The 13700-nt window shown below is 60.8% G+C and carries 13 protein-coding genes; 9 read left to right on the forward strand and 4 right to left on the reverse strand.

Going from position 1 to position 13700, the window contains the following annotated elements:
* Nucleotides 1–49: 49 nt before the first annotated feature.
* Both I6L46_RS16220 and I6L46_RS16225 read right to left on the reverse strand, forming a co-directional pair.
* Nucleotides 50–1411: an aspartate aminotransferase family protein gene (locus I6L46_RS16220; RefSeq protein ID WP_144715679.1), complete on the reverse strand. Its 1362-nt coding sequence runs from the start codon at nt 1409–1411 to the stop codon at nt 50–52.
* Nucleotides 1412–1687: 276 nt separating this feature from the next.
* Nucleotides 1688–3019 carry a glutamine synthetase family protein gene (locus tag I6L46_RS16225; protein ID WP_013723370.1) on the reverse strand — a complete coding sequence of 444 codons (1332 nt, stop codon included), beginning with the start codon at nt 3017–3019 and terminating at the stop codon, nt 1688–1690.
* 480 nt (nt 3020–3499) lie between these two features.
* Between I6L46_RS16225 and I6L46_RS16230 the strand changes: the two genes are divergently transcribed.
* From I6L46_RS16230 to malZ, 9 genes are all read left to right on the forward strand, one after another.
* Nucleotides 3500–3886: a TraR/DksA C4-type zinc finger protein gene (locus tag I6L46_RS16230; RefSeq protein WP_005356952.1), complete on the forward strand. Its 387-nt coding sequence runs from the start codon at nt 3500–3502 to the stop codon at nt 3884–3886.
* 147 nt (nt 3887–4033) lie between these two features.
* On the forward strand, nt 4034–4891 hold the full coding sequence (locus I6L46_RS16235; RefSeq protein WP_150389955.1) for an amino acid ABC transporter substrate-binding protein: 858 nt from the start codon (nt 4034–4036) through the stop codon (nt 4889–4891).
* Between the two features lie 62 nt (nt 4892–4953).
* Nucleotides 4954–5400: a DUF962 domain-containing protein gene (locus I6L46_RS16240; protein ID WP_042081789.1), complete on the forward strand. Its 447-nt coding sequence runs from the start codon at nt 4954–4956 to the stop codon at nt 5398–5400.
* Between the two features lie 26 nt (nt 5401–5426).
* Nucleotides 5427–5921 (forward strand): CreA family protein, encoded by a 495-nt coding sequence (locus I6L46_RS16245; protein ID WP_005355485.1) that lies wholly within the window; start codon nt 5427–5429, stop codon nt 5919–5921.
* Between the two features lie 74 nt (nt 5922–5995).
* On the forward strand, nt 5996–6985 hold the full coding sequence (locus I6L46_RS16250; RefSeq protein ID WP_005340720.1) for a 2-hydroxyacid dehydrogenase: 990 nt from the start codon (nt 5996–5998) through the stop codon (nt 6983–6985).
* 92 nt (nt 6986–7077) lie between these two features.
* Entirely contained in the window at nt 7078–8439 is a 1362-nt protein-coding gene (gene yegD, locus I6L46_RS16255; RefSeq protein WP_064339148.1) for a molecular chaperone, read from the forward strand.
* Between the two features lie 165 nt (nt 8440–8604).
* Nucleotides 8605–9021, forward strand: a complete 417-nt coding sequence (locus tag I6L46_RS16260; RefSeq protein ID WP_005340725.1) for an META domain-containing protein — start codon at nt 8605–8607, stop codon at nt 9019–9021.
* A gap of 88 nt (nt 9022–9109) precedes the next feature.
* Nucleotides 9110–9940, forward strand: coding sequence for an HDOD domain-containing protein (locus I6L46_RS16265; protein WP_005355498.1), 831 nt, complete (start codon nt 9110–9112; stop codon nt 9938–9940).
* Between the two features lie 5 nt (nt 9941–9945).
* Complete coding sequence (gene malZ / locus I6L46_RS16270) at nt 9946–11775, forward strand: maltodextrin glucosidase (protein WP_005355500.1); 1830 nt, start codon at nt 9946–9948, stop codon at nt 11773–11775.
* Nucleotides 11776–11874: 99 nt separating this feature from the next.
* Here the strand turns inward: malZ and I6L46_RS16275 are convergent, their stop codons facing one another.
* Together I6L46_RS16275 and I6L46_RS16280 are read right to left on the reverse strand one after the other, a co-directional pair.
* Nucleotides 11875–12408: an ATP--cob(I)alamin adenosyltransferase gene (locus I6L46_RS16275; RefSeq protein WP_043821496.1), complete on the reverse strand. Its 534-nt coding sequence runs from the start codon at nt 12406–12408 to the stop codon at nt 11875–11877.
* An 89-nt stretch (nt 12409–12497) separates the two neighbouring features.
* A complete protein-coding gene (locus I6L46_RS16280; protein ID WP_216976337.1) occupies nt 12498–13640 on the reverse strand; it encodes a DUF5610 domain-containing protein in 1143 nt (380 codons plus the stop codon).
* Nucleotides 13641–13700 lie beyond the last annotated feature (60 nt).

A 13700-nucleotide genomic window follows, 5' to 3' on the forward strand; every position in this document is an offset into this window, starting at 1 on the left:
CTTGTCTCCTAAGCAAATTGTATGCGCATGCCAACCTGCCCGACCCACCTCAACCCTTCAGCTTTGCGGCTGTCAGATCCAGACTGCGCCTGGCCAGATCGACCAATTCATCAACCTGTTCCTCGGTGATGACCAAGGGGGGCGATATGATCATGGTATCGCCTACCGCCCTCATCACCAAGCCATTGTTAAAGCAGAACTCCCGGCAAGTCATCCCCGCATTTGCCTGAGCCGGGAAACGCCGGTTGGTCTGCTTGTCCTCAACGATTTCCAGCGCGGCGACCAATCCTTTGCCTCGGGTTTCTCCCACCAGCGGATGATCGGCCAGCTCCGCCCAGCGGCGCTGCAAATAGGGGCCGATAGTATCATGCACTCGCTTAACTATGCTCTCTTTCTGCATAAGCTGGATATTGGCCACCGCAACGGCGCAAGAGACCGGGTGACCCGAATAGGTGAAGCCGTGGTTGAACTCCCCCCCCTCCTCCACCAGCCCCTTGGCAACCCGGTCGCTCACCATGACGGCGCCGAGCGGCAGATAACCGGAGGTGATCCCCTTGGCCAGACACATCAGGTCTGGCTTGATGCCAAACCCTTCGCTGGCAAACCAGTGGCCGGTACGGCCAAAGCCGCAGATCACCTCGTCGGCGATGAGCAGGATGCCGTAGTGATCGCAGATGCGCTGGATCTCCGGCCAGTAGCTGTCGGGCGGAATGATGACGCCACCCGCCCCCTGGATCGGCTCGCCGATAAAGGCAGCCACCTTGTCCACTCCCAGCTCCAGAATCTTCTGCTCCAGCTGACGGGCCCGCTCCAGCCCGAACTCGTGGGCACTCATCCCCTGCCCCTCACCGAAGTGGTAGGGCTGATCGATGTGCACTATGCCGGGAATGGGCAGTCCGCCCTGGGCATGCATCCCCTTCATGCCACCCAGACTCGCCCCCGCCACGGTGGAGCCGTGATAGGCGTTATGGCGACTGATGATCACCTGTTTGTCAGGCTGACCCTTGCTGGCCCAGTAGTGGCGCACCATCCGCAGCACGGTGTCGTTGCACTCGGAGCCGGAGCCGGTGAAGAAGACGTGGTTGAGATGGGCTGGCGTCACCTCGGCCAGCAGGGTCGCCAGCTCGATCACCGGCGGGTGAGCGGTCTGGAAGAAGAGGTTGTAGTAGGGCAACTGCTGCATCTGGCGGGTAGCGGCATCCACCAGCTCCTGGCGGCCATAGCCCATATTGACGCACCACAGGCCCGCCATGCCGTCGAGAATGCGTTTTCCCTCGGAGTCTTCCAGATAGACGCCGCTGGCGTTGGTGATGATGCGCGAGCCCTTCTTGTTCAGGGCCTGAAAGTCGGTAAAGGGGTGCAGGTGGTGGCTGGCATCCAGTTGTTGCCACTCACGGGTTGTCTGCTGCATTTGTTGCTCCTCGGTTCCTTCGATTTAGCAAGATTCAGTCGTCAAATAGTCAGATGAGTCGGCACGTTCGCAGCCACAGTCACTCACGGCGTGTCTGCTGCATTCGTTACTCCCCTGCGCCTTCGATTTGGCAAGATTCAATCGTTAATCAATCCAGGTCGCAGCGCTCTTTCGGCCACAACCACTCACAGGTGGCAGCCGCCACCTGACTCGCGTTCCGGTCTCTTCGATACAGGGACCGGGGAGGCCGACTCCGGCCTCCCCGTTACAGGGGGATCAAACGTTCAGCAGCAGGAACTCCCGCTCCCAGCGACTGATCACCCCAAAGTAGGTCTCGTACTCTTTGCGTTTGACCGCGACGAAGGCGCGGGTGAAGCGCTCCCCCAGCATCTCCTTGATGGGCTCGCACTGTTCGAGATGGCTGAGTGCCTCCTCCAGCGAGCGGGGCAGGCTGTAGGGCAGGTCATAGGCGCTCGACTTCATCTCCGGCAGCGGCTCCAGCTTCTCCATCATGCCGAGATAGCCACAGGCCAGAGTGGCGGCCAGCGCCAGATAGGGGTTAGCATCGGCACCGGCGAAGCGGTTCTCCACCCGCCGTGCGCTCGGGTCGGAGAAGGGCACCCGCAGGCCACAAGTGCGGTTCTCAACCCCCCACTGTACGTTGCGCGGCGCGCTCTCGCCAAAGGTGAGGCGGCGGTAGGAGTTGACGTTGGGGGCCAGCAGGGCGGTCACCGCCGGGGTGTATTTCTGCAGACCGGCGATGAAGTGCATGAACTGTTCGCTGTTGCCGCCGTTCGGGGTACCGAACAGGTTGTGGCCGTTCACATCTTCCAGACTCTGGTGGATGTGCATGGCCGACCCCGGTTCGTCACTCATCGGCTTGGCCATGAAGGTGGCATAGATGCCGTGGCGGTGAGCGGCTTCACGCATGGTGCGCTTGAACAGGAACACCTGATCCGCCAGATCGATGGCATCACCATGCAGGAAGTTGATCTCCATCTGGGCGGCGCCCGACTCGTGGATCAGGGTGTCCACTTCCAGTTCCTGCGCCTCGCAGTAGTCATACATGTCTTCAAAGATGGGGTCGAACTCGTTGACCGCATCGATACTGAACGACTGGCGGGCGGTCTCAGGGCGGCCGTTGCGACCGACCGGCGGCACCAGCGGATAGTCGGGGTCTTCGTTTCGGGTGACCAGATAGAATTCCAGCTCGGGCGCCACCACCGGCTTCCAGCCCTGCTTCTCGTAAAATGACAGAACCCGACGCAGCACGGAGCGCGGCGCGATGTCGATCAGCTTGCCGTTGACGTCGAAACAGTCGTGGATCACCTGGGCAGTCGGCTCCAGCGCCCAGGGGACAAAACGGATGGTGTTGGGGTCGGGATAGAGCTGCATGTCCCGCTCCAGCGGGTCGATCATGCTGTCGTCATCCGGATATTCGCCGGTCACCGTCTGGGTGAAAATCACCTCGGGCAGACGCATGCCCCCTTCGCGCAAAAACTTGTTGGCTGGGATGATCTTGCCCCGGGCGTTGCCGGTGAAATCCGGGAACAGGCACTCCACTTCCGTGATGCGATTGCTCTCCATCCAGCCTTTGATACTGTCCATGTTAAACCCCGACTTTACGGTTGCCATTGGCAAGGGTGTCTAATATATGGAACACCCTTGTTATAAAATTGTAATCAACATCACCATAAAAGCCCGCCATCAAGGGCAATGTCAAGCGGGCGTGTTTAAAAAACTATAAATAACGGCGTATATAATGACCAAGGCGGCACCAAATACTAAACACTCAAATCCGTACGAAGCCCACCCTTCTCATCGTTGCAAAGGCGATGCCAACAGAGGGTGAAGCAGGCGCCAGATCCCGACCAATCCCCCGCAGGAACGGACCATTTTTTTGCAAGGGCGCACAATCCTTATCCTATTTGCTTTGCTTGGCTGCATTTTTTTGGTACAAGGCCCGCCCTGATTTGCACTCTCTTGCATGAAACAGGTGCAAATCGGGATACAAGGGCTTGGTCTGTAGGCAGACAGCCCCCATAAACAGGGATAATTGGGTTAGTAAACTGACTGGTAGTTAATCGTATGTGTGATTTCATGACTGAAGACCAACTGGCCTTTTACAAGGGGCAGATCGAGCGACAGATCGTCGAGCTCGAAGAGCGCCTGAACTCCCAGGCCAGCCAGGCCATCGCCACCGACACCAACGAGATGGCTGATGAAATTGACCGTGCCAGTATCGAGGAAGCCCGCCGTCTGGAGCTGAACCGCATCGAGCACGACAAGCTGCACCTGCGCAAGCTGCGAGGCGCATTGAAGCGCATCAGCGAAGGGGATTTTGGTTACTGCGAATCTTGCGGTGACGAGATCTCCCTCAAGCGGCTGCATGCCCGTCCGGAATCCCGTTTCTGCGTCGAATGCCAGAGCACCAAGGAATTTAACGATACCCACGTGTTCCGTCGCGTCGCCTGATTCTTCGAAGAACCGTCACCATTCTGGTGCAACAGACGCCAGCAAGGCAGGGCCCCGCGCTCAAACCTTGCACAACGCCTCGCAGCAAGATGGTGACAAGTTCTGTTAGACTCCGGACACCTTCCGGAATCTACAGGAGAACAGAGAGTGAAATGGCTCATCAAGCTGTGTTTGTGCCTGCCACTGCTGGCACAAGCACAGGTTCTGACGGTCAAAGTCCCCAGCCGTCCCGTCAACAATCTTGACCAGGAGTACCAGTACAAGCTGCTGGAACTGGCCCTGACCCGCTCCGGGCAACCCTTTCGCATCCAGCCTGTCGAACTCGACCTCAACCAGTTCACCCTCCAGCAGCAGCTGAGCAAGGGCAAGACCATCAACGTCTTCTGGATGGGCACCTCCAGCACACTCGAATCCTCCCTGATTGCCGTCCCCATTCCGCTGTTTCGCGGGCTGGAAGGATTGCGGCTGTCCTTCATCCACGCGGATGCCCAAGAGAAGTTCAACCAGATCAATACCCTGGCCGACCTCAAACAGCTGAAGGCGGCGCAAGGAGTCGGTTGGGCCGATAACAAAATTCTGGAAAATGCGGGCATCCCGACCTTCTCCGGCCGATACAGCAGCCTGTTTCGCCTTATCAACGACGGCGACAAGATCGACTTCTTCCCGCGCGCCCTGGTGGAGATCTTCGCCGAGCGCAGCGAGCTGGTGGCGCAGTATCCCAACCTCGCTATCGAGCAGCATCTGCTGATCCGCTACCCCTTCGCCCAGTTCTTCTTCGTCAGCCCCGAATACCCCAAGCTGGCCAAGGCTATTCAGACCGGGCTGGAGCGGGCCTATGCCGATGGCAGCTTTATGAAGTTCTTCAATGACAACCCCAAGATCCGCGAAGCGCTCGCCAGCGCCAACCTCGATCAGCGGGTCACCATCGCCCTGCCCAATCCGGATATGACCCCGTTGCTAAAATCCATTCCGGCCCAATATTGGGAGTATCCACCGCAGGGATAAGCATCACGAGCGCCTGACCACGAAGGTCAGGCAGCGAGAACACAGTGCGCCAGGGAGGTGCCATGAAGGGAATCCAGGAGTGGTTTGCGCAGTACGGCCAGAGCCATCGCAATCCGATAAACGTCGCCATCCACAAGCTGGCGGTACCGGGCATCTATCTCTGCTCGCTGGCGCTGCTCTGGTGTCTGCCACACGGGCCCTTGCCAGAGCCCCTCAACTGGGCGGCAGTGGCAGCCATTCCGGTGCTGCTGTTCTATCTGCAACTGTCGTTTTCGCTGTTCGCGGGGATGGCCGGGCTGACCGCGCTGGGATTGTGGATCTGCCACCAATGGCAGGGGCCGCTGCTGTGGCCCGCGGTGGCGGCGTTCGTGATTCTCTGGATAGCCCAGTTTGTCGGCCACAAGATCGAGGGCAAGCGCCCCTCCTTCCTCGCCGACCTGCAATTTCTGCTGATAGGCCCCGCCTGGGTGCTTGCCAGCCTCTATCGTCGCCTGGGCATTCCCTATTGAGGAGTGCCGGGCCAACAGGAGAGACCATGACACATAACCACACGCGACATAACGCCCTGCGCCGCGCCCTGCCCCTGCTGCTGGGGGCCCTGTTTGCCGGCCCGGCGCTGGCTGACAAGGCTGACCCGGTCGGTGAAGTGAGCACCGCCTTCAAGCTCTTCGGCCCCAACCACAAGATCCTGGTGGAGGCGTTCGACGACCCGCGCATCGACGGCGTCGCCTGCTATCTGGCGCGCCCCAAGACAGGTGGCGTCAAAGGCGGGCTGGGACTGGCGGAAGATCCCTCCCACGCCTCCCTGTCGTGCCACCAGATCGGCCCCATCACCCTGCCCGAAAAGCTGAAGGCGGGGGAAGAGGTGTTCGATGTCAGCACCTCGCTGGTGTTCAAGGAGCAGAAAGTGGTGCGTTTTTACGACAAGAAACGCAACGCACTGGTTTACCTGACCTACAGCACCAAACTGGTGGATGGTTCGTACAAGAGTGCAGTCAGCGCCGTTCCCATTATGCCGTGGGGACAATAACCAGCCGGTTTGCCCGGTGATAGTTGACCCATTTTGTTGTAATTTGACGACACACACGCTGCGGAGCACATACCATGAAAGTCGCCGTATTCAGTACCAAGAGCTATGACAAAGAGCATTTCAACCAGGCCAACAGCCAGTACGGCTTCGACCTGGAGTTTTTCGATGTGCGGCTGGAGGCCAAAACGGCCCGACTGGCTCACGGCTTCCCGGTGGTGTGTCTGTTCGTCAATGACGATGCTGACCGCGAGGTATTGACCGAATTGGCTGCCAACGGCACCCAGGTGATTGCCCTGCGCTGCGCCGGTTACAACAACGTGGATCTGGCCGCCGCCAAAGAGCTGGGACTGAAAGTGGTGCGGGTGCCCGCCTACTCCCCCGAGGCGACCGCAGAACACGCCGTCGGCATGATGATGTGCCTCAACCGCCGCATCCATAAGGCTTATCAGCGCACCCGCGACGCCAACTTCTCGCTGGAAGGGCTGGTCGGCTTCAACATGCATGGCAAGACCGTTGGCGTCATCGGCACCGGCAAGATCGGTCTGGCCGCCCTGCGCATCCTCAAGGGCTTCGGGGTTCGCCTGCTGGTCAACGATCCTTACCAGAATCCGGCAGCCATCGAGCTGGGGGCCGAGTACGTGGATCTCGATACCCTGTTCCGCCAATCCGACATCATCAGCCTGCACTGCCCGCTGTTCAAAGAGAACTACCACCTGTTGAACAAGGAGGCGTTCGCCAAGATGAAGGACGGGGTGATGATCATCAACACCAGCCGTGGCGGCCTGCTCGACTCCAACGCCGCCATCGAGGCGCTCAAGACCTCCCGAATTGGCGCGCTGGGGCTGGACGTCTACGAAGAGGAAGAGGATCTCTTCTTCTCCGACAAGTCCAACGAGGTGATCACCGATGACGTGTTCCGCCGTCTGTCCGCCTGCCACAACGTGCTGTTCACGGGTCATCAGGCGTTCCTGACCCGCGAGGCGCTGCACGCCATCGCCGATACCACCCTCGGTAATATCCGCGCCATCGAGAGCCAGGGCCGCTGCGACAACGAAGTGGAATAGGGGCTCGCCCTCTCTTCGTCACGCGCCGGGTTGTGAGACCCGGCGCCTTCGGGTAGGCTAGCCCCCCTTTTTTATTCAGGAGTCTGGCGCCCATGTTTATCGGATTTGATTACGGCACCTCCAACTGTGCCGTGGCCGTGATGGAACAAGGTAGCCCCAGGCTGCTGAATCTAGGTGCATCCCGCTACCTCCCCTCCACCCTGCATGCCCCCCACCGGGATGCTATCGCCGGTCTTTTGGCCGAAGGGCTGGCACCCGCCCAGCAGGCGGAGTACCTCAAGCTGCGTGGCCCCGTGGTCACCCGCGCCCAGATGGTTCGCCGCCAGATGCGCGAAGAGGGACTGATCGACGAGCTGAGCTTCGGCGGTGCCGCGCTGGAGCGCTATCTGGAAGAGCCGGACGATGGCTACTACATCAAATCGCCGAAATCCTTCCTCGGCGCTTATGGCCTCAAGGCCCCCCAGATCGCCCTGTTTGAAGACATCGTCTGCGCCATGATGCTCCATGTCCGCCAGCAGGCGGAGCAGCAGCTCGGCGCCCCGATCCGCCAGGCGGTGATCGGCCGTCCGGTCAACTTCCAGGGTCTGGCGGGGGAAGAGAGTAACCAGCAAGCTATCGCCATCCTGACCGAGGCAGCCCGTCTGGCCGGTTTCGAGCAGGTGGAGTTCCTCTATGAACCGGTGGCGGCCGGGTTTGAATTCGAAGCGCGCCTCACCGAAGACGCCGTGGTGCTGGTGGTGGATATCGGCGGCGGTACCACCGACTGCTCCATGCTGCGGATGGGCCCCAGCTACCGCGATCAGCTGGATCGTAGCGGCGATCTGCTCGGCCACAGCGGCCAGCGGATCGGCGGCAACGACTTCGATATCCGCCTGACGGTGGAGGGGATGATGCCGCTGCTCGGCATGCACGAGACCCTCAAGACCGGCAAGCCGCTGCCCCATCCGCTGTTCTGGGATGCGGCCGCCATCAACGACGTCAGCGCCCAGAGCCGCTTCTATAGCCTCGACACCGCCCGCCAGCTGCAGGATCTGCAGCTCGACAGCCAGCCCGGCAGCAAGCTGGGGCGTCTGGCCAGCCTGCGGGCCCACAAGCTGAGCCACCAGCTGGTGTGGCGTGCCGAGCAGGGCAAGATCGCCCTCTCGGAGCAGGAACTCAATCGCCAGTCGCTGGCCGAGCTGGAAAAAGGGCTGGAAGCGGAACTGACCCGCGAACAGCTGGCCAACGCCTCGGCCCTGCTGCTGGAGAAGATTGGCGAGCTGATGGACGAAGCGATTGCCGCCGCCGGTGTGCAGCCGGATCGCATCTTCGTCACCGGTGGTAGCGCCCGCTCGCCGCTGATCGCCAGCTTTATCCGCCAGAAGCTCCCGTCCATCCCGCTTGAGGGTGGCGATGACTTCGGCTCGGTGGCTGCGGGTCTTGCCCGTTATGCCGAGCGGCTATTCGCCAACTGAGCCCTGAGATAGCGTAAATCGATGGCAACATCACCCGTGTGTTGCCATTAAGCGACAGTCGCGCGGGACAAGGGGCGACAGAAGCGGTCGGTCGTCCCCTCTCCCGCCCTGCTCCCGACTGCCCAAAAAGGGTATTCTTGACGCTCCCCCAACCGGAGCCCCCTCATGCCCAGATTGCCCTTTTTGCTGATCCCCCTGTTACTGCTCGCTGGCTGCAGCTCGACCGCCTTTGTTCAGCAAGATCTGCAACATCACCACTGGGTACTGAGCAAACTGGATGGCGAACCGATCAAGGCCCCCCGCGACAATCCCCCCGATTTCGAGATCGGCGAGCACTTCACCGTCAATGGCATCGCCGGTTGCAACCGCTACTTCGGTCAGGGCCATCTGGAAGATGACAAACTGTGGGTCACCAGTCTGGGCAGCACCGAAATGGCCTGCATGCCGCCGCTGGACACCATAGAGCAGGCCGTGCTGACTACCCTTACCGAGGGGGCGACCCTGAGCGGCACCAGTCAGAACCTGATCCTGCAGGGCAAACAGCACCGTTTGGAATACACCTTGCGCGACTGGGTGTTCTAGCGCTCACAAAGCCGCATCACAAACAGGAACATGTTGTCCGGCTGTGGCACAATATGAGGCAGAGTTCGCAACGGAGGCTGCCTCAGCCATGTCGATGGATCGCCTGTTTGACAAGATCAAACAACTCCCCACTATTCCCAAGCTGCTGCACGAGTTGATGCAGAGCTTCAACGACGAGAATGCCCGCATCGACGAGATTGCGGCCAAGATCGCCATGGATCAGGTGATCAGCGTCAAGGTGCTGCGGATGGCCAACTCGGCCGCCCTGCGCCGGGGCAATGAAGTGACCTCCATCGAACAGGCGGTGATCCGGCTCGGCTTCAACCGGCTGCGCTCCGTGGTGGTCGCTTCCGGCATCATCGGCACCTTCAAGGCCCCGCCCAGCTTCGACAAGAACAAGTTCTGGACCGAGACCTTCCAGGTCGCCACCATCGCCAAAACCCTGGCGCAGGAGGCCAAGGTGATGGATCCCGAGACCGCCTTCACCTGCGCCCTGATCCACAACATCGGCGAACTGCTTATCCAGAGCACCTTGCCGGAAGAGGCCGAGCTCATCAACATGGCGATCCAGAACGGCAGCAGCCGGGTCGAGGCCCAGCGGGAGATGCTGGGCTACGACTATGCCCAGCTCGGTGCCGAGTTGGCGCGGCGCTGGAACCTCTCCGAGGCCTTCGTCGATGCCATCTCCCAACAGCTTGACCCGCTCTCCCACGATCCGGTCAGCAAGGAGGCGGTGCTGATCCGCCTCGCCGTGTTTATCTCCTTCGCCTGGAACGCGGGCGTGCCTGCCCAGGCCATCATCGCCCGCTTCCCCAAACCGCTCGCCGACCAGTTGGGACTGGATCCCAAGTCGCTGGCAGGCCAGCTCGAAACATTGCATGAACAGGGTAATGCCCTCGCCGATCTTCTGACTCAATAAGCATCATGACCCATCCGTTTCTGTTTCATCCCCAGGTGGCGCCCTGGTTCAAAGAGAGCGCCGACGCACTGCAATTGACCCTCTTTAGCGAGCTGGATGCGCCGATCCGCGAGGTGTGGCTGCGCCACGAGCCGGATAACGAGGAGTACCTGATCCCGATGACGGCGGTCTCCACCCGCGATCGGCTGCAGGTGTGGCAGGCGACCCTGCCGCTCATCAAGGGACAGGATATCCACCTCTACAGCTTCAAGTGCCTCACCGACGAGGAGCAGTGGTGGCTGCACGGGGCGGGCGTCAGCGCGTCCATGCCGCCACGGGAGCAGCATTTTCGCTTCAACAGCCTGCACCAGCCACCGGCCTGGGTGCAGGATCAGGTGTTCTATCAGATCTTCCCCGACCGCTTCTGCAACGGCGATCCGTCGCTGAGCGTCAAGCATCACGAGTACGAATATCGCGGCAAAGCGGTGATCAGCAAGGCGTGGGGCGAACCGGTCAGTCGCCATGAAGAGGGCCACGGCGCCTGCGAATTTTACGGCGGCGATCTGGCGGGCATCGATGCCAAGCTGCACTACCTGCAATCCCTCGGGGTGACGGCGCTCTACCTCAACCCCATCTTCGATTCGCCGAGCAACCACAAGTACGACACCCAGGACTACTTCAAGGTGGATGCCCACCTCGGCAGCAACGAGCAGTTCGCCGAGCTGACCCGCAACCTGCACCAGCGCGGTATGAAGATCATCCTCGATGCGGTGGTCAACCACACCTCTACCGAGCACCCCTGGTTCTGCCCGCCACTGGGGGCCCAGAGCAACCCGGACTCCCCGTGGCGCAGCTTCTACACCTTTGATAAGGAAGGGGATTACGTCAGCTGGAAGGGCATTCGCAGCCTGCCCAAGCTGGACTTCTCCTGCGAGAAGGTGCAGGACGCCGTCTATCGGGCAGACGACGCCATCCTCCGTTACTGGATGCGCGCCCCCTACCAGATCGATGGCTGGCGCTTTGACGTCATCCACATGCTGGGCGAGCGCGGCACCGCCGAGGGCAATCGCAGTCACGTGCGCGCCATTCGCGGGGCAGTGAAGCAGGAGAACCCGGACGCCTATGTGCTCGGCGAACACTTCTTCGAGGCGAGCCAGTGGCTGCAAGGGGATCAGGAGGACGGCGCCATGAACTACTACGGCTTCGCCCATCCGATCCGCGCCTTCCTGGCCGGTAAGGACATCGCCTACCACCCCATCAAGATCAGCGCCGAAGAGCTGGATCGCTGGCTCAAGCTGGCGCGGGCCCACATCCCGTTCAAGAACCAGCTGGCCCAGTTCAACCTGCTGGACAGCCACGACACAGCCCGTTTCCTCCATCTGCTGGGTGAAGACAAGCAGCGGATGCAGCTGGCCGCCACCCTGCTGCTCACCTATATCGGCGTGCCGTCCATCTACTACGGCGATGAAGTGGGACTCTCCGGCGGCAACGATCCGGACTGCCGCCGCTGCTTCCCGTGGGATACCACAGACTGGGATCACGTGCTGCACGACCACTATCGTCGGCTGATCCAGATCCGTCGCCAGCGCCCTTCCCTGCGCCGTGGCGATATCCAGACCCTCTACGCCGGGCCCCACAGCTATGTATTCGCCCGTACCCTGCAAAGCGATCAGGTGGTGGTGGCCTGCAACCGCCATCCGAGCGAGCCGCGCACCATCAGCTTGCCCCTGTGGCAGACCGCCAGCCCCGCCAGCCGCTTCACCGATGCCTTCAACGGCGAGAAGTTCGAAGTGGTGCAGGGCGAGGTGCAGCTCACCATCCCTGCCAACTCGGCGAGAGTGCTGATCTCCAGCTGAGCGGGCAACTGACGCGCTGAAAAACAAAACCGGAGCCCAAGGCTCCGGTTTTTTATTCCGTTCAATCCATCATGACGTCTGGCCCCTAGCCAGCCACCATCAGTAGTTGATGCTGACGTAGGGCACTTCCGGCACCTGCCAGCGCTGCTTGAGGTAGACGGTGAGCACGAAGAAGAAGTTGGCCAGCAGGTTGGCGAAGCGATAGAGAATTGGATCGAAGGCCACCCCGCTCTCTTCCAACCGGACCAGCAGCCGCACCACCTTCTTGCTGCCACAGCGGCACAGATGGAGGGTGGGAATGGGCTGCGGCCCCTGCGGCAGCACGAAACCGGTGACGCTGCCGCGACTCGCCTCGTTGTAGTGGTCGTAACGGGCCTTGAGCCACTCAAGGTCTGCATCGAAGATCCCCAGCTTGCCGCGTACCGAGCCGTTTAGGTTGTAGATAAGTCGCTGCAACGCCGCGAGATCCGCCAGCATGGGCTCGGTATCCGCATCCGGCGCAAGGTGTGACAGCACGGCCCCGACCTGACAGCAGAGCTCGTCAGTGGCGATTTCAAAATCACATTTGAGCGAGGTTTCGAAGATAAAGGGGTAGCAGAGCTCGCGCTTGTCTCTTGGCTTCTTAGGGTTCATGGGGCAACCGGATTGGAGAAAAGGCCAGTTTGCCAGCCCCGGGAAGGGCTGGCAAACGGCAGCTAATTACTTGCGTTACGCGCTGTGGCTCAGGCGTTCTTACTGGCGGGCTCGGTGGAGGGCTGGAACTGGTTGATCATCCGCAGCGCCTCCAGCATCCGCTGGTTGAAGCTGGTGAAGCGATCGACCTGTACAGGTTCCCCTTCCCCTCTCGCCGCCAGCACGGCCGGGGTCAGCGCCTGTTGCTGGGATGCTGGCAGCAGAGTATCTGCCTGTTTCTGCACCTGATCCAGCTTGGGCAGGTAGTCTGCAAACGGCTTGATCAGATCCTGCAGGGAGTGCGCCCCCTGATAGGTCTGGCTCAGCTTGACGCTCTGCTTGAGCTTGAGGGAGTAGGAGGCCAGCTGGCTGTCATCCAGTTTCAGCTCGCCCGCCTTGTCCAGCAGATCCTCGAAATTGCCGGAGAAGAAGCTCCCCGCCAGCTCGTCGATCCCCTTGACCAGCGTACCGATGGACTCCATCTCGTCGCTGCTGAGATCCCCCTCCAGCGAGAAGCTGAAGCTCTGGCTCGACTTGAGGCTGAACTGGCTGCCGCTCTCGCTGCTCTGGGACTTGGTCTGCCAGCTGTCGTTGAAGCGCAGCACCACCTTGTCGCCATCCTTGGTCTGGATCTCCAGATAACCCTGCTGGCGACTGGCCATCTCGGCCTGTCCCATGTCGGTCGGAGAGACCTTGCCGAAGAACTCCTTCTCGAACTCCTCGAGCCCTTTCTGGATCAGCTTGTAGCTCTGATCGATACCGGTTTTGATATCGTCGTTGTCAGTCGCCCACTTGCCGAGCTGCTTCTTCGCCTCGTCAAAGCCCTTGTCGACCCCCTTGCGGGCCTGCTCCATCATCCCGGTCAGGTCGTCGTCAGACTTGCCATCGGCCCGCGCGGCACCGAGCCGTCCGGTCACGAACTGCAGCACGTTGTCAGCCACCGACTGGAAGTCGAACAGGGTCTCCGGCGTGATCTCCTCGGGCTCTTTCACCTTCGGCGCCTGATAGCCCTGGCCATTGATCTCCAGCGAGAACTGCAATGCCTGCTGGATCAGCACCTGCGCCCACTTGGGCGGCTTGTGCAAGGAGACAGCCTCCTCGCTCTTGACCTGTTTCTGCTCCGCCTGTTGGGGCGATTTGGGAGAAACACCCACTCCCTTGGGTTGGGCTGCGCCCACGCCTTCGATCTGCATAATGTGTCCTCCCACCATGCCTGTAGATCAGCTATCGGCCTGACTGAACACTTCTTGACC

Source organism: Aeromonas sp. FDAARGOS 1416, from assembly GCF_019048085.1.
Lineage (GTDB): Bacteria > Pseudomonadota > Gammaproteobacteria > Enterobacterales > Aeromonadaceae > Aeromonas > Aeromonas veronii.